Origin of the sequence: Herbaspirillum sp. VT-16-41, from assembly GCF_001994935.1 — a bacterium.
GTDB classification, from domain to species: Bacteria; Pseudomonadota; Gammaproteobacteria; order Burkholderiales; family Burkholderiaceae_D; genus Herbaspirillum; species Herbaspirillum frisingense.
The window spans coordinates 1-25,535 of sequence record NZ_MUXB01000106.1; the positions used below are offsets into that span (position 1 = coordinate 1).

Annotated in this window: 27 protein-coding genes; 5 read left to right on the plus strand and 22 right to left on the minus strand. The window is 63.6% G+C overall.

Annotated features, from left to right (window positions below; translation table 11 throughout):
- Nucleotides 1-707: 707 nt before the first annotated feature.
- The gene (ispH, locus tag BTM36_RS12505) at nucleotides 708-1,676 is read right to left on the minus strand and encodes a 4-hydroxy-3-methylbut-2-enyl diphosphate reductase (RefSeq protein ID WP_077236528.1); all 969 of its coding nucleotides are present in this window, start codon (nucleotides 1,674-1,676) and stop codon (nucleotides 708-710) included.
- Between the two features lie 59 nt (nucleotides 1,677-1,735).
- Nucleotides 1,736-2,191, minus strand: a complete 456-nt coding sequence (locus BTM36_RS12510) for a peptidylprolyl isomerase (RefSeq protein ID WP_006463728.1) — start codon at nucleotides 2,189-2,191, stop codon at nucleotides 1,736-1,738.
- Nucleotides 2,192-2,364: 173 nt separating this feature from the next.
- Between BTM36_RS12510 and radC the strand changes: the two genes are divergently transcribed.
- The 3 genes from radC (at nucleotide 2,365) to rpmG (ending at nucleotide 3,679) form a co-directional block, all read left to right on the plus strand.
- Nucleotides 2,365-3,045, plus strand: coding sequence for a DNA repair protein RadC (gene radC / locus BTM36_RS12515; RefSeq protein ID WP_077236529.1), 681 nt, complete (start codon nucleotides 2,365-2,367; stop codon nucleotides 3,043-3,045).
- A gap of 205 nt (nucleotides 3,046-3,250) precedes the next feature.
- Nucleotides 3,251-3,487: a 50S ribosomal protein L28 gene (gene rpmB / locus BTM36_RS12520; protein ID WP_006463730.1), complete on the plus strand. Its 237-nt coding sequence runs from the start codon at nucleotides 3,251-3,253 to the stop codon at nucleotides 3,485-3,487.
- A 24-nt stretch (nucleotides 3,488-3,511) separates the two neighbouring features.
- The gene (rpmG, locus tag BTM36_RS12525) at nucleotides 3,512-3,679 is read left to right on the plus strand and encodes a 50S ribosomal protein L33 (RefSeq protein WP_006463731.1); all 168 of its coding nucleotides are present in this window, start codon (nucleotides 3,512-3,514) and stop codon (nucleotides 3,677-3,679) included.
- A gap of 333 nt (nucleotides 3,680-4,012) precedes the next feature.
- Here rpmG and BTM36_RS12530 read toward each other — a convergent pair whose 3' ends face one another.
- The 16 genes from BTM36_RS12530 to BTM36_RS12605 form a co-directional block, all read right to left on the minus strand.
- Nucleotides 4,013-5,209 (minus strand): acyl-CoA desaturase, encoded by a 1,197-nt coding sequence (locus tag BTM36_RS12530; protein WP_006463732.1) that lies wholly within the window; start codon nucleotides 5,207-5,209, stop codon nucleotides 4,013-4,015.
- 81 nt (nucleotides 5,210-5,290) lie between these two features.
- On the minus strand, nucleotides 5,291-6,649 hold the full coding sequence (locus BTM36_RS12535; protein WP_077236530.1) for a mechanosensitive ion channel family protein: 1,359 nt from the start codon (nucleotides 6,647-6,649) through the stop codon (nucleotides 5,291-5,293).
- Between the two features lie 46 nt (nucleotides 6,650-6,695).
- Nucleotides 6,696-7,292 (minus strand): phospholipase D family protein, encoded by a 597-nt coding sequence (locus BTM36_RS12540; protein ID WP_174616847.1) that lies wholly within the window; start codon nucleotides 7,290-7,292, stop codon nucleotides 6,696-6,698.
- Nucleotides 7,289-8,548, minus strand: a complete 1,260-nt coding sequence (locus tag BTM36_RS12545) for an RsmB/NOP family class I SAM-dependent RNA methyltransferase (protein WP_077236531.1) — start codon at nucleotides 8,546-8,548, stop codon at nucleotides 7,289-7,291. Before BTM36_RS12545 ends, BTM36_RS12540 begins: the two co-directional genes overlap by 4 nt.
- A gap of 63 nt (nucleotides 8,549-8,611) precedes the next feature.
- Nucleotides 8,612-9,223, minus strand: a complete 612-nt coding sequence (purN, locus tag BTM36_RS12550) for a phosphoribosylglycinamide formyltransferase (protein ID WP_006463736.1) — start codon at nucleotides 9,221-9,223, stop codon at nucleotides 8,612-8,614.
- Between the two features lie 130 nt (nucleotides 9,224-9,353).
- Nucleotides 9,354-9,821 carry a barstar family protein gene (locus BTM36_RS12555; protein ID WP_254426992.1) on the minus strand — a complete coding sequence of 156 codons (468 nt, stop codon included), beginning with the start codon at nucleotides 9,819-9,821 and terminating at the stop codon, nucleotides 9,354-9,356.
- A 47-nt stretch (nucleotides 9,822-9,868) separates the two neighbouring features.
- Complete coding sequence (locus BTM36_RS12560; RefSeq protein WP_039875565.1) at nucleotides 9,869-10,264, minus strand: ribonuclease domain-containing protein; 396 nt, start codon at nucleotides 10,262-10,264, stop codon at nucleotides 9,869-9,871.
- Between the two features lie 125 nt (nucleotides 10,265-10,389).
- Nucleotides 10,390-11,595, minus strand: coding sequence for a patatin-like phospholipase family protein (locus BTM36_RS12565; RefSeq protein ID WP_077236532.1), 1,206 nt, complete (start codon nucleotides 11,593-11,595; stop codon nucleotides 10,390-10,392).
- 60 nt (nucleotides 11,596-11,655) lie between these two features.
- Nucleotides 11,656-12,414: an SDR family NAD(P)-dependent oxidoreductase gene (locus BTM36_RS12570; RefSeq protein ID WP_077236533.1), complete on the minus strand. Its 759-nt coding sequence runs from the start codon at nucleotides 12,412-12,414 to the stop codon at nucleotides 11,656-11,658.
- Nucleotides 12,415-12,626: 212 nt separating this feature from the next.
- A complete protein-coding gene (locus BTM36_RS12575; protein ID WP_174616848.1) occupies nucleotides 12,627-14,669 on the minus strand; it encodes a sodium-translocating pyrophosphatase in 2,043 nt (680 codons plus the stop codon).
- Nucleotides 14,670-15,008: 339 nt separating this feature from the next.
- Complete coding sequence (gene adk / locus BTM36_RS12580) at nucleotides 15,009-15,665, minus strand: adenylate kinase (RefSeq protein WP_006463742.1); 657 nt, start codon at nucleotides 15,663-15,665, stop codon at nucleotides 15,009-15,011.
- A gap of 288 nt (nucleotides 15,666-15,953) precedes the next feature.
- Nucleotides 15,954-16,769 (minus strand): 3-deoxy-manno-octulosonate cytidylyltransferase, encoded by an 816-nt coding sequence (gene kdsB / locus BTM36_RS12585; RefSeq protein WP_077236535.1) that lies wholly within the window; start codon nucleotides 16,767-16,769, stop codon nucleotides 15,954-15,956.
- Between the two features lie 33 nt (nucleotides 16,770-16,802).
- Nucleotides 16,803-17,018, minus strand: a complete 216-nt coding sequence (locus BTM36_RS12590) for a Trm112 family protein (protein WP_077236536.1) — start codon at nucleotides 17,016-17,018, stop codon at nucleotides 16,803-16,805.
- Nucleotides 16,999-18,033 carry a tetraacyldisaccharide 4'-kinase gene (gene lpxK, locus BTM36_RS12595; RefSeq protein WP_077236537.1) on the minus strand — a complete coding sequence of 345 codons (1,035 nt, stop codon included), beginning with the start codon at nucleotides 18,031-18,033 and terminating at the stop codon, nucleotides 16,999-17,001. The genes BTM36_RS12590 and lpxK overlap by 20 nt, the downstream gene beginning before the upstream one ends.
- Before the next feature lie 83 nt (nucleotides 18,034-18,116).
- Nucleotides 18,117-18,545: a biopolymer transporter ExbD gene (locus tag BTM36_RS12600; RefSeq protein WP_077236538.1), complete on the minus strand. Its 429-nt coding sequence runs from the start codon at nucleotides 18,543-18,545 to the stop codon at nucleotides 18,117-18,119.
- Nucleotides 18,546-18,561: 16 nt separating this feature from the next.
- The gene (locus BTM36_RS12605; RefSeq protein ID WP_006463747.1) at nucleotides 18,562-19,167 is read right to left on the minus strand and encodes a MotA/TolQ/ExbB proton channel family protein; all 606 of its coding nucleotides are present in this window, start codon (nucleotides 19,165-19,167) and stop codon (nucleotides 18,562-18,564) included.
- Nucleotides 19,168-19,340: 173 nt separating this feature from the next.
- Here BTM36_RS12605 and xseA point away from each other — a divergent pair, with 173 nt between their 5' ends.
- Both xseA and sodB read left to right on the plus strand, forming a co-directional pair.
- Complete coding sequence (gene xseA / locus BTM36_RS12610; RefSeq protein ID WP_077236706.1) at nucleotides 19,341-20,747, plus strand: exodeoxyribonuclease VII large subunit; 1,407 nt, start codon at nucleotides 19,341-19,343, stop codon at nucleotides 20,745-20,747.
- A 336-nt stretch (nucleotides 20,748-21,083) separates the two neighbouring features.
- Nucleotides 21,084-21,662: a superoxide dismutase [Fe] gene (gene sodB / locus BTM36_RS12615; RefSeq protein ID WP_077236539.1), complete on the plus strand. Its 579-nt coding sequence runs from the start codon at nucleotides 21,084-21,086 to the stop codon at nucleotides 21,660-21,662.
- Nucleotides 21,663-21,739: 77 nt separating this feature from the next.
- Here the strand turns inward: sodB and BTM36_RS12620 are convergent, their stop codons facing one another.
- From BTM36_RS12620 to BTM36_RS12635, 4 genes are all read right to left on the minus strand, one after another.
- Complete coding sequence (locus BTM36_RS12620) at nucleotides 21,740-23,035, minus strand: FAD-binding oxidoreductase (RefSeq protein ID WP_077236540.1); 1,296 nt, start codon at nucleotides 23,033-23,035, stop codon at nucleotides 21,740-21,742.
- Between the two features lie 7 nt (nucleotides 23,036-23,042).
- Nucleotides 23,043-23,771 carry an amino acid ABC transporter ATP-binding protein gene (locus BTM36_RS12625; RefSeq protein ID WP_006463751.1) on the minus strand — a complete coding sequence of 243 codons (729 nt, stop codon included), beginning with the start codon at nucleotides 23,769-23,771 and terminating at the stop codon, nucleotides 23,043-23,045.
- Complete coding sequence (locus BTM36_RS12630) at nucleotides 23,768-24,424, minus strand: amino acid ABC transporter permease (RefSeq protein WP_006463752.1); 657 nt, start codon at nucleotides 24,422-24,424, stop codon at nucleotides 23,768-23,770. The genes BTM36_RS12625 and BTM36_RS12630 overlap by 4 nt, the downstream gene beginning before the upstream one ends.
- Before the next feature lie 146 nt (nucleotides 24,425-24,570).
- Nucleotides 24,571-25,287, minus strand: coding sequence for an ABC transporter substrate-binding protein (locus BTM36_RS12635; protein WP_254427000.1), 717 nt, complete (start codon nucleotides 25,285-25,287; stop codon nucleotides 24,571-24,573).
- Nucleotides 25,288-25,535: the final 248 nt, after the last annotated feature.

Sequence of the window (25,535 nt, forward strand, 5' to 3'; positions counted from 1 at the left end):
TAGCCCAGGGCGATCAGTGCGTACATGCTGCCTAGCACCAATCCGTTGATGATCTGCTGGATGAAAATGTCCATGAATAACTCTTCGATCTAAATTGAAACAATAAAAACACGCAGGTCTGCACCAAAGCGGACACCGCGCGAAAGCATGTCGATTAGCAAAATCCGTTCCCGGCGTTCGGGATAGCGTTATCACCTTTCCTATAAAAGGCGATAGCGCACCGTCGAAACAGTCGTCGGATTCGGGAGGAAATGAAGTGGGGATCAGCTGCTGTCGCCGCCAGGGCGGCGGGGGCTGGACCAGGAAGCGCCACCGGAGCGGCAACTGGGCGGCCGGGACCGGATGCACCGGCGCGCGCCGGTAGGCAGATGGACTTGCATGGTGGTGTCTCCCTGTCTCTGGTTGCGCCGCATTTGCGGCGCTCCGCCCTCTTTGGAGAGGGCTTGCGCGGGAGCCGCCTTTTGGGCGGCGTGTCGATAATGGTGCGGAATTATACGCAGAAGCGGCCAACAATCGCGCACAAACAATCGGCTGTTACACAAGAAATCGCGGTAAGACCATTGAACCATAGGGCAAATCTGCCACAGGCTCCGGCAAGGCACATTCCCAATAAAAAAGGCTTGCGTCAGCAAGCCTGGGGGCGGTTGGAGCGGTTGTGGCGGTTGTGGGGGCCGCAACAGTCGATACGGCCGCCAGCTCGCAGGTACTCAGTGGGTCTCGGCAGCAGTGCCGCGCGCGCCCAGGCCCTTGGGCAGGGGGAAGGTGACGTTTTCCTCGATCCCCTCCAGCACACGGACGCTGCGGGCACCGATTTCCTTGATGCGATCGATCACGGCCTGCACCAGCACTTCCGGCGCGGAGGCGCCGGCAGTGACGCCGATGCGCTGGCGGCCGCTGATCCATTGCGGATCGATCAGGGCGGCGTTGTCGACCATGAAGGCCGGCACGCCCTTCTTTTCGGCCAGTTCACGCAGGCGGTTGGAGTTGGAGCTGTTGGGACTGCCCACCACGATCACCACGTCCACTTGCGGCGCCATGAACTTCACGGCTTCCTGGCGGTTGGTGGTGGCGTAGCAGATATCGCCCTTCTTGGGTTCGGAGATGGCCGGGAAGCGCTCGCGCAGGGCGGCGATGATCTCGGCCGTGTCGTCCACCGACAGCGTGGTCTGGGAGACATAGGCCAGCAGCGCCGGGTCGGCCACCTGCAGGCGCGCGACGTCGTCCACCGTTTCCACCAGATGCATGCCGGCTTCGGTCTGGCCCATGGTGCCTTCGACTTCGGGGTGCCCGGCGTGGCCGATCATGATGATCTCGCGCCCTTCGCGGCGCATCTTGGCCACTTCCATGTGCACCTTGGTGACCAGGGGACAGGTGGCGTCGAACACGGTCAGGCCGCGTTCGGCCGCCTCGGCCTGGATCGCCTTGGACACGCCGTGTGCCGAGAAGATGACAGTGCTGCCGGCCGGCACGTCGGCCAGTTCCTCGATGAACACTGCGCCCTTGGCGCGCAGGTCGCTGACCACATAGGCGTTGTGCACGATCTCATGGCGCACATAGATGGGGGCGCCGAACTGCGCCAGGGCGCGTTCGACGATCTCGATGGCGCGGTCCACGCCCGCGCAGAAACCACGGGGCTGGGCCAGCAGGATTTCGGATTCGGCTTTAGCCATGGTCATGGTAATTCCCTTGATTCTTCAAAACATCGCGAGCGCAGTATCGCCAATTATCGAGGCGCTTACAGGATTCCTATGATTTTCACCTCGAACTTCAACGTCTGCCCGGCCAGCGGGTGATTGAAGTCGAAAATTGCGCCATCATCATCCATTGCACGCAGGATGCCGGCGAAGCGGCCGCCACCGGGGGCGGCGAAATCCACCAGGTCACCGATGCGGTACTGCTCGTCCATGGACGAGTTCTCGTCCAGCGTGGCACGCGAGATGCGCTGGACCAGTTCATCGCTGCGTTCGCCGAAGGCCTGGGCCGGCGCCAGTTCGAAGGTCTGGTGCGCCCCTTCCGGCAGGCCCAGCAGGCAGGCTTCCAGGAAAGGGGCCAACTGGCCCTGGCCGAATTGCAGCGTGGCCGGGTTTTCGTTGAAGGTGCTGACGATATCTTCCCCCTCCAGCGAAGCCAGGCGGTAATGCAGCGTGAGATAGGCGTTTTCGGTGACGACGGGGACGGATGGGCTGGACATGACAGGTATTCGAAGGTGCACAGGAACCCGCTATTGTAAGCCACGTTGGACCGGCGCGCCGCTGGAGGCTTCACGGCGCTGAGGTTCCACATGCAGTTCCCTGCCCTGTCCTTGCGCCTGCGCAAATCCGCTCCCTCGTGATCTTCATTCCATCTTCTTAGAGGAGCAACGACATGAGCATGACCCTGACAGCCTGGCCCAAGGACCAACGGCCACGCGAACGCCTGATCCAGCATGGGCCGGCAGCCCTGTCGGACGCCGAACTTCTGGCAATCTTCCTGCGGGTGGGCATCCCCGGCAAGAACGTGATGGACCTGTCCCATGGACTACTGCAGCGTTTCGGCACCCTTGATCAACTCTTCGATGCCGCCCACAAGAACAGCGACCTGGGCGACGGCCTGGGTCCGGCCAAATGCAGCCAGTTGCGGGCGGCGCTGGAACTGTCGCGGCGCGTGATCCACGAACAGTTGAAGAAACGATCGGTCATGAACTCCAGCCGCGCCGTAGGCGACTACCTGAAGCTGATGTTCAAGGGCAAGGAACGTGAAAGTTTCGTCGCCCTCTTCCTCAATGTGCGCGGTCACCTGATCGGTACCGAGGAATTGTTTCGCGGCACGCTCAATCATTCCGCGGTCTACCCGCGCGAAGTGGTCAAGGCGGCGCTGCGACACAATGCCGCCTCGGTGATCGTGGCCCATAACCACCCTTCGGGTGACCCTGAGCCCAGCAAGGCCGACCTGGAACTCACCAAGGCGCTGGACGAGGCATTGGGGATGATCAACGTGGATCTGCTGGACCATTTCGTGGTGGCCGAGACACTCGTGTACTCCTTCGCCGACCATGGCCGGCTGTGACGCAGGCAGGCCTGACCAGCCGCAAACCCGCATGGAACAAGGCTGAGAGCCCGATGACCCAGGTCTTGACCGCAATGCCTCCGCCAATTGTTAAATCAAACAGGAATTGCAAGACACAATTGTTTTATGCAAGTCATTGAAAAATCTGAGTTTTTTCCATATACTCTCGTTTTTCCCAAATTCGGAAATTTTTAAGGAGTCTCACATGGCACGTGTCTGCCAAGTCACCGGGAAGGGGCCGATGGTCGGCAACAACGTTTCCCATGCAAACAACAAGACCAAGCGTCGTTTCCTGCCCAACCTGCAGAATCGCCGCATTTTCGTCGAATCCGAGAACCGTTGGGTTTCGCTGCGTTTGTCCAACGCCGGCCTGCGCGTGATCGACAAGATCGGCATCGATGCCGTTCTGGCCGATCTGCGTGCTCGTGGCGAAAAAGTCTAATTAGCAGAGTAAAGGAAATCTATCATGGCGAAATCCGGCCGCGACAAAATCAAACTGGAGTCGACCGCAGGTACTGGTCACTTCTACACCACCACCAAGAACAAGCGTACTACGCCCGAAAAGATCAGCATCATGAAGTTCGATCCCAAGGCGCGCAAGCACGTCGAATACAAGGAAACCAAGATCAAGTAATTGATCCCGGTCTCTGGGTATTCCAGTAAAAAACCCGCAGAGCGATCTGCGGGTTTTTTATTGCCCGGCGCCGGTCGGCGACCACCACCTGGAAGGCAGCACTGCTTTTCCTGCGCGGCAGTGGGCACAAGGCTGCGAGATCAGCCGGCCCTCCATCATTGGACGCTACGTCCACGTCCCACCTTGGCGGGGTAAGCGACGCGACGACCGCTGCAGCCCCAAACCCGGCGCGGACGATTGTTCATATCCCTGAGCGGCGCCCAAAGAAAAAATCCCCGCAGATCGCTCTGCGGGGATTTTTTATTCACATCCCGGCCTGACCGGGCTGGAAAATCATGCGTAGCTGCGCAGGCGCAGGGCGAAGTCGCGCAGGGCCTTCACGCCCGAGGCTTCGGCACGTGCACACCAGTCCTGCAGTTGCTGCAGCAGCTGTTCGCGGGTCGAATGCGAACGCTCCCAGATGGCGCTCAGTTCGATGCGCATTTCATGCATGGTCTGCAGCGCCTTGCTGTGGGCGAAGAGCTCGGACAATTGCTGCTTCTGACCATCTTCCAGGCGGCCCGGCTCACGCTGCAGCAGCTTCTTGGAGGACTTCAGAAAGCGCGATTCCAGCTTGGCCTTCTCGATCAGGTGGTCCAGCTCGTCCTGCCAGGCGGTCTTCAGCGAACGGGCATACTTGGCCGTCACGTCGTAACGGTTGGAAATGACCGATTGCAGCGTATCCAGGTCGATCACGGACTTCTGGCGATCGAACTTGGGCACCGGAGCCACCTTCTTGACCTTGGCCAGGCCGAAGGTTTCGAGGATGCGGATGTACATCCAGCCGATGTCGAACTCGTACCACTTGGCCGAGAACTTGGCCGAGGTGCCGAAGGTGTGGTGGTTGTTGTGCATTTCCTCGCCGCCGATGATGATGCCGATCGGGAACAGGTTGGTGGCTGCATCATTGCAATCGTAGTTGCGGTAACCCCAGAAGTGACCCAGGCCGTTGACCACGCCGGCTGCCCAGAAGGGAATCCAAGCCATCTGCACGGCCCAGACCGTCAGGCCGATGGCGCCGAAGAGCAGCACGTCGATGATCAGCATGATGCCCACACCCTGCCAGCCGTACTTGCTGTAGATGTTGTGCTCAATCCAGTCGTCCGGGGTGCCGTGACCGAACTTTTCCATGGTCTCGGCATTCTTGGACTCATTGCGGTAGAGCTCGGCGCCCTGCCACATCACCTTGTTGATGCCGCGGGTCTGCGGGCTGTGCGGGTCCTCTTCGGTCTCGCACTTGGCGTGGTGCTTGCGGTGGATGGCAGCCCATTCCTTGGTCACCATGCCGGTGGTCATCCACAGCCACAGACGGAAGAAGTGGCTGGGGATCGCGTGCAGTTCGAGCGCGCGGTGCGCCTGGCAACGATGCAGGTAGAGAGTCACGCCCACGATGGTGATGTGGGTCATCACCAGTGTGTAGATGACAATCTGCCAACCGGATGCATGCAGCAGGCCGTTGGCAACAAAGTCGAGGATCGCATCAAGGGTCATCAGTACAACTCCAAATAGAAAACAACTATCGGACTACAAATCGGGATATTACTTGTTCCGTGAAAATGGTTTTATTTTCTTTTAAGTGCCGGGTATTGTACGCGAATTCTTCGGCTCCGGACCATCAGGATTTTCCTGGGGCGTACTTTGGCGGAAGCTCCGCTCATCCATGATGCGAATGTCGCGCTTGGCATGGGCCACCTGGATGCCATGTTGCTTGAAGGCTTTCCAGATCGCACGGTTGACGTCGGAAAGGACATTGAGGCGCCCGTTTTCAGGATCGGTGATCCAGAACCCCAGCTCCAGGTCCAGCCCATCGACGCCGATCTTGATCAGCAGCGCATGCGGCGCGGTCTGCTGGGAGACTCTCTCTACCCCAAGTGCGGCCTGCTCCATGATGGACAAGACCGTTTCCACATCATCCTGGTACAGAATTGTAACTTGTGTAGACAAACGTACAATGCGATGCGTCAAGGAATAGTTCTGTACCGCATTGGAGACAAAGAGCTCGTTGGGCAACACCGTCTCGATACCGTCCAGCCCTTCCAGGATGGTGTAGCGGGAGTTGATCTGGGTGACCCTGCCGAAATATTTCTCCACCGCAACCATGTCGCCGATGACCATGCTGCGTTCCAGCAGGATCACGAAGCCGGAGACATAACTGCTGGCGATCTTCTGCAGGCCCAGACCGATACCCACGCCGAGCGCACCGCCGAAGACCGACAGCACGGTCAGGTCGATCCCCACCAGCGACAGGCTGACCAGGAAGGCGATCAGGATCAGTAGCGCACGCGCCATGCGGGCCACCACCGTGCGCAGCGAGGAGTGCATGCCGCTGAACTTCATCAGCCGGTTCTCCACCACCGTGCCTATCCAGAGGGCGATGATCAGCGTCACCAGCACCGAGGCCGCGCCCTGCAGCATGGTCAGCAGCGACACCTTGTGGCGCGCCAGCGGCAGCGTGGTGGTATCGAGATAATCGACGAAGTCCGGCCACAGGCCGGTGATCCACAGCACCACGCACAGCCAGACCAGCAGCGCGATCAGCTTTTCCGACAGGTGCAGCAGCGCGCCCACGGTGGCGTCCTTGACGAAGATCCCTCGCAATACATAGAACACGAAGCGCATCGCCACCTGCGCGACGGCCAGCGGGAACATGATTTCCCACAGCGAGACTCCGTGGCCGCCGCGCTTGAGGATGAAGTAAGCCGCCGTCAGCAGGCCTAGCGCCAGCAGCGGCGAGAGCACGCGGGCAAAGCTCTTGACGCCGATCTGCATCACCAGGGACTGCTCTTCCTGGTCGGAGGGCAGCACGAAGCGCGCCCGCAGCCAGCGCGACAGGCCGATACCGCCCAGCAGCGAGAGGACGATCACCACCAGCTGGCGCAACAGGTCAACCGGGCTGGGATCAGTGAAAAGGGAGAAGAAATGGTCGGTCATGGGGTCATGAAAGGCCGCTGTCGACGGTCAGCTCAGGCTCGACGCTTCAAGGCGCCGCTTCGGCATCCTGCCGGTGGCGTTGCCAGTTGGCGGCGTAGCGCGCGGCCAGTGGCGGATTCTTGCCCAGGACCAGGATGTTCTCGGCGTTCTTGTGCTGGGCCGACCAGGTGAAGTTATAGCTACCGGTGATCACCGTGGCCGAGGCCAGGCTGGCATCGATGACGATCACCTTGTTGTGGGCATTGCGGTAGGCGGTCTCCAGCCAGACCGGGATGCCGGCACCGCGCAGCTGGCGCAGGCGGTCGTTGGCGTTCTTGTCCAGCTGCCCGCCATCCATGAGCACGCGCACATCGATGCCGCGCTTGCGGGCGGCCACCAGGGCGTCGGTGATGGGCCGGCTGGTCAGCAGATAGGCTTGCACCAGTATCTGGCGACGGGCGCCGTCAAGCTGGCTGACGATCAGGGCTTCGATGTCGTCCCAGGGAGCGAAGGCCGACTGGATCGTGCCCTGCGCGGCCACCACGGGCGGTGGCGGCAGGGATTCCCTGGCCTGGGCGCTGCGGATGGCGGCCAGGCCAAGCAGCAGCCCGGCCGTCAGGATCGGCACAGAAGCCAGGCGCATCATGCCCATCATGCGCTTCATGCCGCGCGACGCTCCAGCACGGCCGCAAAGAAGCCGTCGGTCTGATGCAGGTGCGGCAGCAACTTCAGGTAGTCGCCCATGTCCAGCGCAATCTTCTGCTCGGCCAGGACCTCGCTCATCGGACGCAGGATGAAATCCGGGTGCGACTGCAGGAAGTCGGCGATGACTTCGTCGTTCTCTTCTTCCAGGATGCTGCAGGTGCCATACACCAGGCGACCACCCGGGCGCACCAGGCGGGCGGCGCTGGCCAGGATGGAGCCCTGCTTGGCGCGCATCTCGCCCAGGGTTTCCACGGACTGGCGCCATTTCATGTCGGGGTTGCGACGCAGGGTGCCCAGGCCGCTGCAGGGCGCATCGACCAGCACGCGATCGAGCTTGCCGGCCAGGCGCTTGACCTTGGCGTCGTTCTCGTGGGCAATCACCACCGGGTGCACGTTGGACAGGCCACTGCGCGCCAGGCGCGGCTTGAGCTTGGCCAGGCGCTTTTCGGACACGTCGAAGGCATACAGGCGACCGGTATTGCGCATCAGCGCACCCAGGGCCAGGGTCTTGCCACCGGCGCCGGCACAGAAATCGACCACCATCTCACCGCGCTTGGCGCCGACGATCTGGGCCAGCAACTGGCTGCCTTCATCCTGTACTTCGATGGCGCCTTCCTTGAACACCGGGATGTTCTGCAGCGCCGGTTTCTTGAACACGCGCAGGCCCAGTGGTGAATACGGGGTCGGCTCACAGGCCACCGGGGCCTTGGCCAGTTCGGCGATGACGGTGTCGCGGTCCGACTTGATGGTGTTCACGCGCAGGTCCAGCGGGGCCGGGCGGTTCATGGCGTCGGCCAGTTCCAGGGTAGCCGCCTCGCCCATGCGGGCCACCAGCTTGTCCCACAGCCAGGGCGGCAGGTTGCTGCGCATCTGCGGCGCCAGCTGGGTACGATCGATCTGGGCCACACGCTCCAGCCATTCGGCCTCGCCTTCCTGCAGGCCGGCGATGGATTCGGCACCGACAGCATCGGCCAGGCCCAGCAGGGCCAGGCGGCGCATCATCGGACCGATGCCGGACTCGGCGAAGTTGGTCAGCACCGTCTTGTTGCGCAGCAGGCCATAGACGGCCTCGGCGATGACGCCGCGCTCGCGGCTGCCCAGGCGCGGGTTGTCGCGGAAATAACGCGACAGCGTCACGTCGGCGGGGCCGGTGAAGCGCAGCACTTCGCGCAGCAGTTCTTCGGTATGGGGAATGATCGCGGGAGGCAATCTCATGCTAGGTCCTTCAGTTTCAATTCAAGATAAGTGATGCGCAGGCCGGCCCGGCCGGCAGGCAATTCAGGCCGCGCCCGTCAGGCGCACGCGGGCGCCTTCCAGTGTCAGGCGGCCGTCGATGAACCAGCGCACGGCGCGCGGATAGATCGCATGTTCCTGTTCCAGCACGCGCTGGGCCAGCGTTTCCTCGCTGTCCTCTTCCAGCACCGGCACGGCCGCCTGGGCCACGATGGGGCCGTGGTCGAGATCGGGCGTGACGAAATGCACCGTGGCGCCATGCAGCTTCACGCCGGCGGCCAGGGCCTGCCGGTGCGTCGCCAGGCCCGGAAAACTGGGCAGCAGGGACGGATGGATGTTGAGCATGCGGCCCTGGTAATGGTCCACGAAAGGCGCCGTCAAGATGCGCATGAAGCCGGCCAGGACCACCAGGTCAGGGGCAAACGCATCGATGCGATCGCGCAGTGCGGCGTCGAACAGATCACGCGTGGGATAGTCGCGATTGGCGATGACGGCGGTGGCGATACCGTGCCGGGCGGCGAATTCCAGGCCGCTGGCATCAGCGCGATTGCTGATGACGGCGGCGATTCTGGCAGGCCACCGCTCGGCCTGTGCGGCACGGACGATGGCTTCCATATTGCTGCCCCGTCCGGAAATCAGGATGACGATGCTTCTCATGGGGTCGCATTGTACCTGCTGCCGGCCCGGCTGCCGCCGTTTTTCACAATGCGAAAGGCAGAGCGTGGCGTAAATGGTTTATCCGGATGTACCCCGAATGTGCCGGAATGTGCCCGGATTGCTGCGCAATTTACTGGAAGGAATAGAAAACCCGGAACGGCACCTTCTTTTCGGCCCAGTAATCGGCGGCGTCGCGGAACACGTCCAGCAGGGTCTCCCGGGCTTCCTTGTCGAACTTCTGGGTATTGGGCAGTTGCTCCAGCACCACGACGAAGCCGATCTGCTTGCCGGCCTTGTGGGTCAGGTCGGTCAGGCAATCATGCAGGGCGTCGAAATTCTTGCCGAAATGCCGGGGAAAATGGAAGGCGCTGGCGATGGTGCTCAACACCTGCTGCTTGGTGACGGCCTCGGCACAATAGGCATAGAGAAAATGCTGCTCCAGATGCGCGGCCTCCTGCTGCAGCTCGTTCACGCGGAAGGCGCGAATGGACTGCACGATATTGGGCGGCACCGTTTTAAACAAACTCATTCTCCCTTCAGTATCCATAGGCGAGGCTGTGTGGCTGTCGTGGTTGATCTGGCTGACCTGGGCTGACACGCGTGCTGCGACAGGGCCCGGTGCCCTGCCCTGCTGCCTGACCGCGATCAATCGCGGATCCGGCGGAAGCTCTTGTAGTGATCGCTCGTGTAATAGTATTCGCCGGAAGACTTGGGATCCCCGCCACTGATGATGCGTCGGGCGCCCCGGTTGCGGGCTCGCGGCGTCTTGACAGTGTATTCGCGATAATACCCGCGCTTCTGCCTGGGTAAAACCCCTTCGTAATTGCCGAAGACGGCACCGTCCTTTTCATACGGGAAAGGCCCGCCCTCGCGGATCAGGGCCATGGTCTGCTGGGCCTCGCGCGGCAACTGGTCGAGGTTCACCTCGGGCAGGCCGCCCGGCTCCGGGCCACGTGCATGCACGGGCGCGGCCAGCATCAGGGCGGTGAGCAGCACCAGCCAGTACTTCATGAATATCGAAGAGATGAATCGAGCTCGCATCTGCGTGGTCCGTGGTTATTCTTTGAATTGCAATTTTGTCAATTAAAAACAACAGCACCCGGTAGATTAACTTGTTGCTTTCAGCTAGGCAACCACGGCAGGGCCAGGGCTTGACCGGCAGCAAATCAGGCAGAGGCTTGGAGCAATTGCGCCGTGTCCGGTTCAAAAAAGGCCAGCACTTCCTCGCGCTTGGCGTAGGTATCGCTCTCTCCCAGGGCGATCAACTCGTTGGTGAAGCTCTGTTCGAACAACAGGTAGGACGCCAATGCCGAACCACGTGCCTCGGTCGCGCCGATGCCGCCCAGCATGGTGCGGATCGGGCGCGGCAGGCTGCTCACGTGACGGCTGGCGATGCTGTCGATGCGGTGCGAGGGCGAGATCACCAGGGTACGGATGGGTTTCAAGGGCGTGTGGCGACGCTGCTCCTCGTTCAACACCGAGAGGGTCTGGTTGACCCGGTTGATGCGTTCGATGTCGGCCGACAGGCCATCCAGGAAGATGCCCGACATCGCATGCCCTGCCACCTGCGCCAGGCTGGGATAGTGCGGCGTGTTGGTGGGCGCCTGCTCGCCTTTCTCGCCCATGCGGCCGGCGCCGATGATGAGTACCTTGGTCGCGCCCAGGTGGATGGCCGGCGAGATCGGTGCGATCTGGCGCATGGAACCATCGCCGCAGTATTCGCAGCGCCCGTCGATATACACGGGAATGGCCGGGAAGATGAAGGGAATCGCCGACGAGGCCAACAGATGGTCGATGCCGATCTGGTCGCGGATGGCCAGACGCTGCGTGCGCCGCCAGGGTTCGATTTCCTCGGCGCATTGATAGAAGGTGATGTGCTGGCCACTGGTATAGGACGAGGCGGTCACCGCCAGCGCATGCAGCTGTCCTTCCGCCAGCGCGGCATCCAGACGCGGCAAGTCCAGCAGGCGATGCAGCATGCTCACCAGGGGCGTGTTGTCCAGCAGGGAGTTGGGCGGGTTGGCGCGCCACTTGCGCAGCAGCCAGCCGAACGAGAACAGCGACAGCCAGCGCGCCCCGGAGCGGATCACACCCAGTGAATCGGCGCGGTAGACCTGCTCCACCTGGAAGTTGCTCCATACCGCCATCAGCTCGCGCACGGCCTCGCCGAAATCATCGGCGCGGCAGGCCAGCGCGGTACCGTTGATGGCACCGGCCGACGTGCCGCAGATGATGGGGAAGGGATTGCTGTGTACCGGCCAGCCGGCTTCGAGCAGGATCATCGAGAGCGCATTGAGCACGCCCACCTGATAGGCCGCCCGTGCGCCGCCGCCGGTCAGGATCAAGCCTGTTTTATGTTCCATTGTCTCCATGCGGGCAGCTTATCAGCAGCGCCCGCGCTGTGGACAAGAGAATTGGCGGGGAAATGCGGCCTATTTGGGCGGCATGCGGATGGCCCCATCCAGACGGATGGTCTCGCCGTTCAACATCACGTTCTCGATGATGCTCCTGGCCAGTTGGGCGTATTCGGTGGCGCGCCCCAGACGCGGCGGGAAGGGCACGGCCTGGCCCAGCGAGTCCAGCACTTCCTGCGGCATGGCCAGCATCATCGGCGTTTCGAAGATGCCCGGTGCAATGGTCATGACCCGGATACCGCTGCGCGACAGATCACGCGCCATCGGCAAGGTCATCGCCACGATGGCGCCCTTGGAGGCCGAATAGGCGGTCTGCCCGATCTGGCCGTCATACGCCGCCACCGAGGCGGTGTGGATGATGATGCCGCGCTCGCCCTCCGCCAGCGCCTCGCCCTTGGCCATGGCGTCGGCCGCGAAGCGCGCCATGTTGAAGCTGCCGATCAGGTTGATGTTGAGCGTCTTCATGAACAGCGCCATGGTATGCGGGCCGTTCTTGCCGATCAGCTTTTCGGCCGGAGCGATGCCGGCACAATTGATCAGGCCGCGCAGGCTGCCCAGCGCTTGCGCGGCCTGCACCACTGCCTGTGCATCGTCCTCCGAACTGACATCGCAACGCACGAAGATGCCGCCCAGTTCCTGCGCCAGCGCGCTGCCGGTTTCCTGGTTCAGGTCGGCCAGCACCGGCTTGCCGCCGGCGGCGGCGATCATGCGCGCAGTGGCCGCGCCCAGACCGGATGCAGCGCCGGTGACGATGAAAACATTTCCTTCGATACGCATGGAGTCTCCTGTTTTTTATCTCGCTGGCCCGGATGGATGGCCCGGGTCGCCGTGGCCTGATGATGAGGTGATGCCTCAGGCAGCATTATTTGACGGATCGGCCGGCCTGGCAATGTCTGCCCGGCATGGCGATTCCGTGGTGGCGGAGATTATGCGCAGGCCGCCGCGCCCCGACTATCCGCGCGGCGACAATTGCACGACTGCAGACCGGTTCAGTTCGGCATGTTCGGCAACAGCGGCACCAGCAGCAGCGCCACGATGTTGATGATCTTGATCAGCGGATTGACCGCCGGTCCGGCCGTGTCCTTGTAGGGGTCACCCACGGTGTCACCGGTGACTGCCGCCTTGTGGGCATCGGAACCCTTGCCGCCGTGATGACCGTCTTCGATGTATTTCTTGGCGTTGTCCCAGGCGCCGCCACCGGTGGTCATCGAGATCGCCACGAACAGGCCGGTGACGATGGTGCCCATCAGCAGGCCACCCAGCGCCGAGGCCCCCAGCAGCAGGCCCACCAGGATCGGCACGATCACCGGCAGGAGCGATGGCAGGATCATCTCGCGGATGGCCGACGAGGTCAGCATGTCGACCGCTTTGTCGTATTCCGGCCGTCCGCTGCCATCCATGATGCCCTTGATCTCGCTGAACTGGCGCCGCACCTCGACCACCACCGCGCCAGCCGCCCGCCCCACCGCTTCCATCGCCATCGCGCCGAACAGGTAGGGAATCAGGCCGCCGATGAACAGCCCGATGATCACCGCCGGACTGGAGAGGTCGAAGCTGGCCGTCTTCCCCACCGATTCCAGCGCATGCGTGTAATCGGCGAACAGCACCAGCGCCGCCAGCCCAGCCGAACCGATGGCATAGCCCTTGGTAACGGCCTTGGTGGTATTGCCCACCGCATCCAGCGGATCGGTGATGGCCCGCACCGAGTCAGGCAGGCCGGACATCTCGGCGATGCCGCCGGCATTGTCGGTGATGGGGCCATAGGCATCCAGCGCCACCACGATGCCAGCCATGGACAGCATGGCGGTTGCCGCGATGGCAATGCCATACAGGCCCGCCAGCCAGTACGACACCAGGATCGCCGCGCACACCGCCAGCACCGGATAGGCGGTCGACTTCATCGACACACCCAGCCCGGCGATGATGTTGGTGCCATGCCCGGTGGTGGAGGCCTCGGCGATATGGCGCACCGGCTTGAAGTCGGTGCCGGTGTAGTACTCGGTGATATAGACCATCAGGCCGGTCAGCACGATGCCCACCACCGCCGCGCCCATCAGCGGCGCGCGCAATTCGGGCGGCAGCAGCAGCCAGGTGACCAGCGCAAAGCCCACCAGCGACAGCCCGGCCGACCACCACAAGCCGGTATAGAGCGCCGACATGATCTTCTTGCCCGGCTGCGCCTTGACCATCGCGCAGCCGACGATGGAGGCCAGGATCGACACCCCGCCCAGCGCCAGCGGATACAGCACGGCCAGCGTCTCCATGCCCTGCAGCACCAGGGTACCCAGCAGCATGGTGGCGATCAGCGTGACCACGTAGGTCTCGAAGAGGTCGGCCGCCATGCCGGCGCAGTCGCCCACGTTGTCGCCGACGTTATCGGCGATCACGGCAGGATTGCGCGGATCGTCCTCGGGAATGCCGGCCTCGACCTTGCCCACCAAGTCGGCGCCCACATCGGCGCCCTTGGTGAAGATCCCCCCGCCCAGGCGGGCGAAGATGGAAATGAGCGAGGCCCCGAAAGCCAGCCCGATCAGCGGCTGGATGGCGTCGTGCAGACTGGCCGCGCGCCCCTGTCCATAGACATACAGGACCCAGAAGAACAGCGACACTCCCAGCAGCCCCAGCCCCACCACCAGCATCCCGGTGATCGCCCCGCCACGAAATGCCACGGCGAGCGCCTCGTTCATGCCCCGCGTGGCCGCCTGGGCGGTGCGCACGTTGGCCCGCACCGAGACATTCATGCCGATGAAGCCGCAGGCGCCCGACAGCACCGCCCCCAGCAGGAAGCCGACGGCGGTCAGCCAGCCCAGTCCGGGGATGAGGGCAATGACGATCAGCAGCACCACGCCCACCATGGCGATGGTGCGGTACTGCCGCGCCAGGTAGGCCGCCGCGCCCTGCTGGATGGCCAGTGCGATTTCCTGCATGCGGGGGTTGCCGGGGTCCTGCTTGAGAATCCAGCTACGCGAGACGAGGCCATAGATCACCGCGACAATGCCGCAGGCAATGGCAAACCACAGGGCAAGTGCCATCTTTATCTCCTTTTGTTATCACGACTCATCAACAATCACGAACATCCGCCGTGGCGCCCGGATCGGACATCGCTGCCCTGTCACCCACGCATCACCGCCGATACTGCGCCTGCAAATTACGTCGCCCTTCTCATTGGAGTTGTTGTGCTTGCCGGGGCTGCAACCGCCCCACCCTCGGGCGGGTGCGGGCGGCGACCAATTCCGATCGACCTCGCCGATTGACCTCGCCGATGGACCGCGATCTGCCGCGATCTATCGATTTGTTAGTTTTCGAGCTCTTCCGCTCTTTGTGTCAGCCTTCAAAAGGCTAAAAAAAAGCGGACCGTAGTCCGCTTTACTTTACTCCGCCAGGGCGGCAAATGCACGATCCCTGATTTCTTCCACCGGACCCACGCCGGCGATCTTGCGATACTTCGGCGCACCCGGCTGGCCCGATTCGGCCCACTTGCCGTAGTAGCCCAGCAGCACTTCGGTCTGGTCATGATAGACCGACAGGCGCTTCTTGACGGTTTCTTCCTTGTCGTCGTCGCGCTGGACCAGCGCTTCGCCGGTGATGTCATCCTTGCCCTCGACCTTGGGCGGGTTGAACTTGACGTGGTAGCTGCGGCCCGAACCCGGGTGCACGCGACGGCCGCTCATGCGCTCGACGATGGCGCTGTCGGGGACGTCGATTTCCAGCACGTAGTCGATGGCCACGCCGGCTTCCTTCATGGCGTCAGCCTGACGGGTGGTGCGCGGGAAGCCGTCGAACAGGTAACCGTTGGCGCAATCCGGCTGTTGCAGACGGTCCTTGACCAGGCCGATGATGATGTCGTCGGAAACCAGACCGCCCGCATCCATCACCTTCTTGGCGGCGATACCCAGCTCGGTACCCGCCGCCACCGCAGCACGCAGCATGTCGCCGGTGGAGATCTGCGGAATGTTGAATTTTTCCTTGATAAAAGTGGCTTGCGTGCCTTTACCGGCACCAGGCGCTCCTAAAAGGATGAGGCGCATAGGGTTTCCTAAATTGAGGTTTTTGAAAATTTGAATGCTTGAATTCTTTTGCGACGGGATGACAGAGGATGCCTGCCATCTACACGGTTATGCAGCTTGTTTGCGCGCCGTTTGCGTCAGCTCCGGGACGAAACTTACCACAAAATCTTACCAAACCATGACAAACGCCTGATTTTTAAGCAGTCTCCCGGCCCTGATTGTGTCGTGTCAGCTTGACAGGGAACTTACAGCAAGCGGCACCGGCCAGCCTTGCGCCGGATCATGCCAGGATGGCTGCCTGTCTTCACATCAGAGTGCGGAGATGCTTTGCACCAGGGCACTGTCGGGCGGGGCCTCGAAATGCTTGCGCACGCGCAACAGGTCCTCGGGCGTATCGACGCCGGCTTCCGGCACCAGCGAAGTGACATGCACGGCAATCGCATGGCCGTGCCACAGCACGCGCAGCTGCTCCAGCGCCTCGATGCGTTCCAGCGGGGCCGGCGTGAGCGTGGGATAGAGCTGCAGGAAGCGGTTGCTGTAGGCATACAGCCCGATATGGCGCAGCGGTACGTATTCGTTGGCGTGATCAGGGCCGCTGGCGTCCGGCAACACCTCGCGCGATTGGGCGAAGGCATCGCGATGCCAGGGAATGGTGGCCCGCGAAAAATACATGGCGCAGCCTTCCTTGTTCAGCACCACCTTGACCACATTGGGATTGAAGGCATCGGCGGCGCTCTCGATGGCATGCGCAGCCGTGGCCATGGGCACGCCGGACTTGATGTGAGCGGCGGTGGCGGCGATCAGGCCGGGATCGATCAGCGGTTCGTCGCCCTGCACGTTGACCACCACGGCATCCTCGGCCAGGTCCATGGCGGCGGCCACCTCGGCGATGCGGTCGGTGCCGGAGGGATGGTCGGCGCGGGTCATCGCCACCTCCACGCCATGCGCCTGGCAGGCGGCATGGATGTCGTGGTGATCGGTGGCCACGATGATGCGTGCGGCACCGGACAGGGCCGCACGCTCGGCCACCCGCACGATCATCGGCTTGCCGCCGAGGTCGGCCAGGGGCTTGTTGGGCAGGCGCGTGGAAGCCAGGCGCGCCGGGATGATGACGGTGAAGGTCATGGGATCAGCCGCAGCAGGAAGGGAAAATCGGGATCAGGCTGCCGGAGCCGGCGGCACGGAAGTACCTGAAGCAGCCGCAGGCGCAGCGCCCAGTTCACGTGCTTCATCGGCCCACATGATGGGGATGCCGTCACGGATGGGGTAGGCCAGCTTGTCTGCCTTGCAGATCAGTTCCTGGGCTTTCTTGTCGTAGTCCAGGGGACCTTTGCAGATGGGGCAAACCAGGATATCAAGCAGTCGGGCGTTCACGGAGTTTCTCCACTATATGTTCAGCCAGCGCGCCGTCGATGCGCGCTGTTACGGGCACGACCCAGATACGCGGGTCGTTTCGGATGGCCTCGATAGCCCTGCATTTTACTGCATCCTTTTCCGTGATCAGGATGACATCGGCGGCAAGGCCTGCAAAGGGATCGATGGCGAAGTCGTAATGGTCAGGCAAGGGGTGGCGGGCAAAGCTCAGGCCGGCCCCTTCCAGCGTGGCGAAAAAGCGCTCGGGATTGCCGATGCCGGCCACCGCTGCCAGGCGCACCCCGCCCTCGCCCATCTGTGCCAATGGCTTGCGCGCCTGCGGTGGCGCCAGTTGCACGGCCTCGTCAGCCTGCAGGCGCATGGCATGCACACCGGCCGGAGCCTTGCCCTGCAAGCCAACATTGAGCACCGAGAAATCACGCCGGCGCGAAGCCGGCTCGCGCAAGGGGCCGGCCGGCAACAGCCAGCCATTGCCCACGCCCCGTGCATCGGAGAGGACGATCTCGATATCGCGCCCCAGTGCGTAATGCTGCAGCCCGTCGTCGGAGATGATCACATCCACCTCCGGGTGCGCCGCCAGCAGGCTGCGCGCCGCCGCAACCCGGCGCCGCCCGACCACCAGCGGCACGCCGGTACGCTGGGCGATCAGCAGCGGCTCATCACCGACCTGCGACGCCGCGGCCTCGGGGCTGACCTCCAGGGTCTGCCCGGTACCGTTGCCTCCTCCATAGCCACGCGAAATCACGCCCGGATGCAAACCGGCCGCCCGCAGCGCCTCGATCAGCCAGATCGCAAAAGGCGTCTTGCCGGTCCCGCCGACGAAGACATTACCCACCACGATCACCGGTACCGGCAGGCGCTCGGCGCGCTTGATGCCCAGCGCAAAGAGCAGCCGGCGCAACGCCGCCAGGCCGCCGAACAGCAGCGACAGCGGCCACAGCGCGCAGGCCAGCACGCCACGAGATTGCCAGGCGCGGCTCAGGATGGCTTCGGCAGTGGGCCTGGAATCGGCCATGGTTTCAATCCGTCATCAAGAAAAGCGTGGCGCCAAGGCCAAGGCCCTGGCGCCACGTCGGCAAACAAAAGCCTGTGGATAAATCACTTGCTGCTGGACTGCGCCGCAAAGGTCAGCTTGGGATACCCCGCCAGACGCGCTGCCTCCATCACGTTGACCACGGTCTGGTGCGTGGCCAGTGCGTCGGCATTGATGATGATGACCGGGTCGCGCTGGCTGCCGCTGGCCTGCATGGCGGCCTGCATTTCCTCGGCGAGCCCCTGCGCATCACGTGCCGGGATGCGCTTGTTGTTGATCGCATAGCGCCCGCTGGCATCGATGGCGATGTTGATCTCGAAGGGCTGCTCCAGCGCCTTCTGGGCATCGGCCGTGGGCAGGGTGACCTGCAACGCGGTGAACTTGCTGTAGGTGGTGGTCACCATCAGGAAGATCACGATCACCAGCAGCACATCGATGAAGGGGATCAGGTTGATCTCCAGGTCTTCGCGGGGACGGCCCTTGCGGAAGTTCATGGTCGGCTCCGCGCAATCAACGGCGCACGTCGTGCACGATGTCCACGAACTTCACGGCCTGCTGCTCCATGTCCACCACGAAGCCATCCACCTGGGCCCGGAAGTGGCGGTAGAACACCAGCGCCGGCATGGCGATGGCCAGACCAAACCCGGTGTTGTAGAGCGCAATGGAGATACCGTGCGCCAGTTGCGCCGGGTTGGTGCCGACCGCATTCTGCGAGGCGAAGATCTCGATCATGCCCACCACGGTACCGAACAGGCCCATCAGCGGTGCCAGCGAGGCGATGGTACCCAGCGTGGTCAGGAAGCGCTCCAGCCGGTGCGCGGCGGCCTGGCCGGCTTCTTCGATGGCTTCCTTCATGACTTCGCGCGGGGCGTCGACATTGCGCAGACCGGCAGCCAGCACCTGGCCCAGCGGCGAATTCTGTTCCAGCTTGTCGATCACGTCGTCGTTGACGCGACCGCTCTGATAGACCCGTACCACCTCCCCCAGCAGGTCCGGCGGCAGGATGCGCGGGCGGCGCAGATAGACCAGTCTTTCGATGACCAGCGCCAGGCCGATGATGGAAGCGATCAGCAAAGGCCAGATCGGCCAGCCGGCGGCGAGGATGATGGCGAGCAAAACGTACTCCTGTTGAAATGCGGTGAAGATCTGATTCTGTGGCAAAGAGACGACCCGCCGGGCGCGCCTTCTTCTGCGGTGCAGAATGTAGCCGGTTGCGTGCGCCTCGGCAAGCGCCGTCGGCTTGGCCTTACAATGCGGCATTGTATCGCCCCTGGATCACCTGCGCCCTCATGCCCACCGACAAGTTCCCGCCCTTCCCCACCGCCCGCCCCCGTGCCGAAGCCCTGCCCGCAGGCGCCGCCAGCGAGGGCGGACCGCCCATGCTGACGGTCTCCGCGCTGAACCAGGCGGTGGCACGCATGCTGGAGCGCAATTTCCCGCTGATCTGGGTCAAGGGCGAAATCTCCAACTTCACCCGCGCCGCCTCCGGCCATTGGTATTTCAATCTCAAGGATGACGGCGCCCAGGTCCGCGCGGTCATGTTCAAGGGACGCGCCCAGTACGCCGGCTTCATGCCGCGCGAGGGCGACAAGGTCGAGGTACGCACCCTGGTCACCCTCTACGCGCCACGGGGTGACTATCAATTGAACGTGGAAGCCATCCGCCGCTCCGGTGTAGGCGACCTCTACGCTGCCTTCGTGCAGCTGAAGGAAAGACTGGAACGCGAAGGCCTGTTCGCCCGCGAGCGCAAGCGCCCCCTGCCGGGCTTTGCGCGCCGCATCGGCATCGTCACCAGCCCCCAGGCCGCCGCCCTGCGCGATGTGCTGGCCACCCTACGCCGCCGGGCGCCGCACGTGGAGGTGGTGCTCTATCCGACCCCGGTGCAGGGCGAAGGCGCGGCCCAGCGCATCGCCACCGCCATCCAGACCGCCTCGGCCCGCGCCGAATGTGACGTGCTGCTGGTCTGCCGGGGCGGTGGCAGCATCGAAGACCTGTGGTCCTTCAATGAAGAGGTGGTAGCCCGCGCCATCGTCGCCGCGCCCATGCCGGTCATTTCCGGCGTCGGCCATGAGACCGATTTCACCATTGCCGACTTCGCCGCCGACCTGCGCGCGCCAACGCCGACCGCCGCCGCCGAGCTGGCCGCCACGGCCCGCGAAGACTGGCTGGCCGAACTGCGCGGCCATGCGAGCGACCTCACCCGCGCCCTGCGCCGCACGCTCGCCGACCGCGCCCAGAACATGGACTGGCTGGCACGCCGCCTGGTCAATCCGGGTGCCACCATCGCCCATGAGCGGGTCAAGCTGGCCGCCCTGCAAACCCGCCTCTCGCATGCCAACCGCGTGCCATTGACGCGCATGCGCCATCGCCTGCAGCAGGCCGCCACCCACCTGGCGCACCAGATGCCCGATACCACCCACGCCCGGCGTGATCTGGCCGAGCTGGCGCGCCGCCTGCAGGATGCCCAGGCGAGCCGCCAGGCCCAGCAGCGCCAGGCGCTGGCCAGCCTGAATGCGCAGCTGGAACTGCTGAACCCGCAACGCACGCTGGAACGCGGCTATGCCATCGTCAGCGACCGTCAGGGGCGGGTGCTGCACGCACCGGCCGAGCTGGCCGCCCGCAGCGAGATCACCATCCGCCTGGCCCAGGGCAGCGCCGAGGTCGGCATTGCCAGCGTGCAGCCACGGCTGGATTGAAGGGTGAACGCGCTACGCTTGACAGCTGTGGCAGACTTTTTTCTCATCAGCTTATAACGCCGGCCGGGGACGGTTCCCGGCCCGTTCGGCTTGGCACGTCCGCCACGCAGGTGAAGGATGAGCTGGAACGTCTTTCCACCACTGGCATCTACGGTTTTCCTTGCCTCGCGGACAGGCGCCACGCCAGCAAGAACCATTCGCATTACCCGACCGGGATGTGAAAGAAGCCGACCGGCAGGGCATTTGATCGAGTGCAAAGAATTGTCTTCCGCTTTAGAATCTCAGGTTCGGAAAAGACCCCTTCGTAGCAAACCAACAAGACTGAAAGGATTCATCATGGCACATACCCTTCCGGCACTGCCTTACGATCTGGACGCGCTGGCGCCCACGATTTCCAAGGAAACCCTGGAATATCACTATGGCAAGCACCATCAGACCTATGTGACCAACCTGAACAACCTGATCCCGGGTACCGAATTCGAAAACCTGTCCCTGGAAGAAATCATCAAGAAGTCTTCCGGTGGCATCTTCAACAACGCCGCCCAGGTGTGGAACCACACCTTCTACTGGAACGGCCTGACCCCGAAGGGTCAAGGCGCTCCGAGCGGCGCGCTGGCTGACGCCATCAACGCCAAGTGGGGCGGCTTCGACGCCTTCAAGGCCGAGTTCACCAAGCAGGGCCTGGCCAACTTCGGTTCCGGCTGGACCTGGCTGGTCAAGAAGGCTGACGGCACCCTGGACATCGTCAACACCACCGGCGCCGGCACCCCGCTGACCACCGACAGCAAGCCGCTGCTGACGGTCGACGTGTGGGAACACGCCTACTACATCGACTACCGCAACGCACGCGCCAAGTATGTCGAGAACTACTGGGGCATCATCAACTGGGACTTCGTGGCAAAGAACTTCGCCTGATCCCGGCTGCTGCCTTCCCGGCAAGAAAAAACCACGCGCAAGCGTGGTTTTTTTTCGTCCCTGCCCGGCATACAGCGTCAGGAAAAGCGATCCAGCACGCTGTACCAGGCCACCCCGGCGGCGATGTAGAAGCGCTGCAGGCCGTGCAGCGGAATCGGCTGGATGGTACTGACCGGGAACGGGAACACCGCCCCTGCCTGCCCCGTGATGCGTTGCGCCAGGCAACGTCCCATGGTACTGGCCATGGCAATGCCGCGCCCGTTGTAGCCCACTGCGATGGACAGCCCGGCCGCCGGCTCATGCACGTGCGGCAGGAAATCACGCGTGATGGCGACCCGCCCCGACCAGCGGTATTCATAGCCGATCCCCGCCAACTGCGGGAATAGCAGTTCCACCGACCGTTCCAGGTGCGCGAAATCGCCCGCCCCGCGCGGCTCGCCGAAGGGACCCCGACCGCCCATGAGCAGGCGCCCCTGGGCATCGCGCCGGTAATACAGCAGCAGCCGCCGCGAATCGGAGGTGACTTCGCCACCCGGCAGGATGCTGGCCCCCTGCTCCGGCGACAGGGGTTGCGTCGCCACGATGAAGCTGTTGGCAGCGATCACCGACTGCCGCAGATGCGGCCACAGCCCGTCGGTATAGCCATTGGTGGCAATGACCACGCGCTCGGCATCCACATGCGGCCCCTGGGCGCTGTGCAGGCGCCAGCCCGGCTGGCGTCGCTCCAGCCGTACCACCGGCGTGCCACCGTGGATCACCACCCCCAGCCGCTGCGCCGCACGCGCCAGCCCCTGGCAATACTTCAGCGGATGCAGGCTGCCGGCACGCTCATCCTTCCAGCCACCGACGTAGGCATCGGTGCCGATATGGCGCGCCACCTCGGCCGCATCCATCAGCCGCGCCGGCGCGCCTTCGGCCATCCACTGCCGGGCGCGGGCTTCCAGCGCATGCATCACCTTGGACGAATGGGTGGGCTGGATCCAGCCGCGTCGCAGCGCATCGCAGGCGATGTCGTGACGTTCGATCAGGTCGAAGACCGTATCGGCGGCCGAACCGATGGCCGCGATCAGCGGATCGGCCACGGCGCTGCCGAACATCACCCGCAACTGGTCCGGGTCGTACTTGAGCCCCGGAATCACCTGCCCGCCATTGCGCCCGGAAGCGCCCCAGCCCGGGGCATGGGTATCCAGCACGCACACCGATACCCCGGCCTCGGCCAGGTGCAGTGCGGTCGAGAGCCCGGTATAACCGGCACCGACGATGACCACGTCATAGCGCGCGCTGGTGGCCAGCGGTGGCACCTCCGGGGCGGCGTCGGCGGCCGCCGTGGCAGCCCACAGGGAGGGCGGAAAATCCTGCAGCAAGCTCGTCATGCGCGCCTCACTTGCCGATCACGCGCCGCAGGAAATCCTGGGTACGTGCATGTTGTGGTTCGCTCAGCACCTGTGCTGCCGGGCCGGATTCGACGATGCTGCCACTGTGCAGGAAGCAGACGCGGTCGGCCACCTCGCGGGCGAATCCCATCTCGTGCGTCACCACGATCATGGTCATGCCGTCCGCGGCCAGGGTGCGCATCACCGCCAGCACCTCGCCCACCAGTTCCGGGTCCAGGGCTGAGGTCGGCTCATCGAAGAGGATGGCTTCCGGCTGCATCGCCAGCGAGCGGGCAATGGCCACACGCTGCTGCTGGCCGCCCGACAATTGCGCCGGATAGGCATCGCAGCGCTGCGCCAGGCCGACCTTGTCCAGCAGGGCGATGGCCTGCGCCCGCGCCTGTTCACGCGGCACCCGGTTGACGAAGATTGGTCCCTCGGTGACGTTCTCCAGCACCGTGCGATGCGGGAACAGGTTGAAGCGCTGGAACACCATACCCACCCGCGTGCGCAGGCGATGGATGTCTGCGCCGTTGCGATCCACGCGCTGGCCGTCGATCAGGATGTCGCCGCGCTCGTAGGATTCCAGTCCGTTGATGCAACGCAGGACGGTGGACTTGCCCGAGCCCGATGGCCCGATCAGGCAGACCACCTCACCCTCGGCCACCGACAGCGAGACATCCTTGAGCACCTCGTGCTGGCCGAAGCACTTCGAAATACGTTTGACCTCGATCATCGTGCCCTCCCCTTGCTGCCACGGATTTCCAGGCGACGGATCAGGAACACCAGCGGCAGCGACAACAGCAGGTACAGCACTGCCACCATGGTATAGACCGTCATGTTCTGGAAGGTGCTGGAGGCGATCATCTGGCCGGCGCGGGTCATCTCCAGCACGGTGATGGTCGAGACCAGCGACGAATCCTTCAACATCATCACCAGCGTATTGCCATAGGGCGGCAGCGCGATGCGAAAGGCCTGCGGCAGGATCACGCGGCGCATGATCAGCGGCCCGCGCATGCCGATCGATTGCGCCGCCTCGATCTGGCCCACGTCCACCGCCTCGATGCCGGCGCGGAAGTTCTCCGCCTGGTAGGCCGAGTAGGCGATCCCCAGCCCGATCACCCCGGCCTGGAAGGCGGAGAGCTGGATGCCGATCTCGGGCAGCACGAAATAGATGTAGAACAGCTGCACGATGATGGGCAGCCCGCGGATGATGTTGACGATGGTGGCGCCCAGCAGCGAGACCGGTTTCAGGCGCGATACCTTCATCAGCGCCAGCACCAGCCCCAGCAGCGAACTGAGCAGGAAGGAATAGATCGTGACTTCGATGGTGACCAGCGCTCCCTTGAGGAGGATGGGCAGGAAGTCCAGCACGGTTTGGGAAAGCATGGGCGTGGAAGGTAGGTGGAAATGAGCGTGGAAAGCTGCGCAGGAGAACCGCCCCGCCACCCTGCGGCGACGGGAACTTGCGCGGCCGCCGGTGGAGCGGCGACCTCCGGTTACAGTGACGTCGCGCCGACGTCAGCCCGGTTCACTCAGTTCAGCTTCCACTGATCGACGATGCGCGTGAGCGTGCCATCGGCCTTGAGTTCGGCAATCGCCTTGTTCAGGCGCTCCATGAGCTTGGGGTCTCCCTTGCGGATCACCAGGCAGACATCCCCCATCAGGGTGGACTGGTATTCCTTGACCAGCCGCACCTGGGGATTGGCGCCCTGCGAGAGCTGGTAGGCCACGATCGGGCGATCACCGAAACCGGCCTTGATGCGGCCCAGGCCGACGTCGCGCATCATGTCGGCTACCGAATCGTAGGTCTTCACTTCCTTGAAGCCGCCCTTCTTGTTCAGGGCATCGACGAACACCGTCCCCACCTGGGCGCCGACAATCTCACCCTTGAGGTCGTCCAACGTCTTGTAGACCTTCTGGTCCTGGGCGTTGACGAACAGACCCTCGCCATAGGAATAGACCGGATCACTGAAGTCCACGATCTGGGCGCGGGCCTCGGTCTTCAACATGGCTGCGGCGATGATGTCGATCTTGTTGCCGGTCAGCGAGGGGATCAGCGCGGAGAACGGCGTCTGCTGGATGTTCACCGAAAAGCCGGCCTTGTTGCCTACCGCCGTGACGGTGTCGACCATCATGCCCTGCAGCTTGTTGGTCTTGATATCGAGGAAGGTGAAAGGCACCCCGGTGGAGGTGGCGCCCACGTTGTAGCTGGACTGGGCCATGGCGGGCGCGGCGGCCAGCACCGACATCAGGGCCGCAGCCCCCAGCAGTGGCGACAGCAGACGATGCAACAGGCGACTGGACGGCAGATTGAACGACTTCATACGACTCCCCCTTTGGCACAAGATCACGACGGATCGGAACGAACGGCTGGAAGTCCGCACGCCGGCAGGTGCCGACGGCGGTGTGGACTGCAACGCCCCCGGGCGGGGACGCGGTTTCCGGTCTTCCTCCCCGGCCCGGCCTGCATCGGACTACCCGGTATGGCGCGATGCGA

What these genes read in the sequence shown, in the direction of transcription:
- BTM36_RS12545 (WP_077236531.1), bottom strand. Translation starts at nt 8,548, where the DNA reads ATGAGATTGCCTCCCGCGATCATTCCCCATACCGAAGAACTGCTGCGC.
- rpmG (WP_006463731.1), top strand. Translation starts at nt 3,512, where the DNA reads ATGGCGAAATCCGGCCGCGACAAAATCAAACTGGAGTCGACCGCAGGT.
- purN (WP_006463736.1), bottom strand. Translation starts at nt 9,223, where the DNA reads ATGAGAAGCATCGTCATCCTGATTTCCGGACGGGGCAGCAATATGGAA.
- BTM36_RS12530 (WP_006463732.1), bottom strand. Translation starts at nt 5,209, where the DNA reads ATGACCCTTGATGCGATCCTCGACTTTGTTGCCAACGGCCTGCTGCAT.
- BTM36_RS12600 (WP_077236538.1), bottom strand. Translation starts at nt 18,545, where the DNA reads ATGAACTTCCGCAAGGGCCGTCCCCGCGAAGACCTGGAGATCAACCTG.
- radC (WP_077236529.1), top strand. Translation starts at nt 2,365, where the DNA reads ATGAGCATGACCCTGACAGCCTGGCCCAAGGACCAACGGCCACGCGAA.
- BTM36_RS12630 (WP_006463752.1), bottom strand. Translation starts at nt 24,424, where the DNA reads ATGCTTTCCCAAACCGTGCTGGACTTCCTGCCCATCCTCCTCAAGGGA.
- ispH (WP_077236528.1), bottom strand. Translation starts at nt 1,676, where the DNA reads ATGACCATGGCTAAAGCCGAATCCGAAATCCTGCTGGCCCAGCCCCGT.
- BTM36_RS12625 (WP_006463751.1), bottom strand. Translation starts at nt 23,771, where the DNA reads ATGATCGAGGTCAAACGTATTTCGAAGTGCTTCGGCCAGCACGAGGTG.
- kdsB (WP_077236535.1), bottom strand. Translation starts at nt 16,769, where the DNA reads ATGACCTTCACCGTCATCATCCCGGCGCGCCTGGCTTCCACGCGCCTG.
- BTM36_RS12565 (WP_077236532.1), bottom strand. Translation starts at nt 11,595, where the DNA reads ATGGAGACAATGGAACATAAAACAGGCTTGATCCTGACCGGCGGCGGC.
- BTM36_RS12635 (WP_254427000.1), bottom strand. Translation starts at nt 25,287, where the DNA reads ATGTCGGTGCTGGCCGCCGCGCCCGCCATGGCCCAGTCCAGCTACAAC.
- BTM36_RS12620 (WP_077236540.1), bottom strand. Translation starts at nt 23,035, where the DNA reads ATGACGAGCTTGCTGCAGGATTTTCCGCCCTCCCTGTGGGCTGCCACG.
- sodB (WP_077236539.1), top strand. Translation starts at nt 21,084, where the DNA reads ATGGCACATACCCTTCCGGCACTGCCTTACGATCTGGACGCGCTGGCG.
- rpmB (WP_006463730.1), top strand. Translation starts at nt 3,251, where the DNA reads ATGGCACGTGTCTGCCAAGTCACCGGGAAGGGGCCGATGGTCGGCAAC.
- BTM36_RS12570 (WP_077236533.1), bottom strand. Translation starts at nt 12,414, where the DNA reads ATGCGTATCGAAGGAAATGTTTTCATCGTCACCGGCGCTGCATCCGGT.
- lpxK (WP_077236537.1), bottom strand. Translation starts at nt 18,033, where the DNA reads ATGGCCGATTCCAGGCCCACTGCCGAAGCCATCCTGAGCCGCGCCTGG.
- BTM36_RS12540 (WP_174616847.1), bottom strand. Translation starts at nt 7,292, where the DNA reads ATGAAGCGCATGATGGGCATGATGCGCCTGGCTTCTGTGCCGATCCTG.
- BTM36_RS12560 (WP_039875565.1), bottom strand. Translation starts at nt 10,264, where the DNA reads ATGCGAGCTCGATTCATCTCTTCGATATTCATGAAGTACTGGCTGGTG.
- BTM36_RS12575 (WP_174616848.1), bottom strand. Translation starts at nt 14,669, where the DNA reads ATGGCACTTGCCCTGTGGTTTGCCATTGCCTGCGGCATTGTCGCGGTG.
- xseA (WP_077236706.1), top strand. Translation starts at nt 19,341, where the DNA reads ATGCCCACCGACAAGTTCCCGCCCTTCCCCACCGCCCGCCCCCGTGCC.
- BTM36_RS12510 (WP_006463728.1), bottom strand. Translation starts at nt 2,191, where the DNA reads ATGTCCAGCCCATCCGTCCCCGTCGTCACCGAAAACGCCTATCTCACG.
- adk (WP_006463742.1), bottom strand. Translation starts at nt 15,665, where the DNA reads ATGCGCCTCATCCTTTTAGGAGCGCCTGGTGCCGGTAAAGGCACGCAA.
- BTM36_RS12535 (WP_077236530.1), bottom strand. Translation starts at nt 6,649, where the DNA reads ATGACCGACCATTTCTTCTCCCTTTTCACTGATCCCAGCCCGGTTGAC.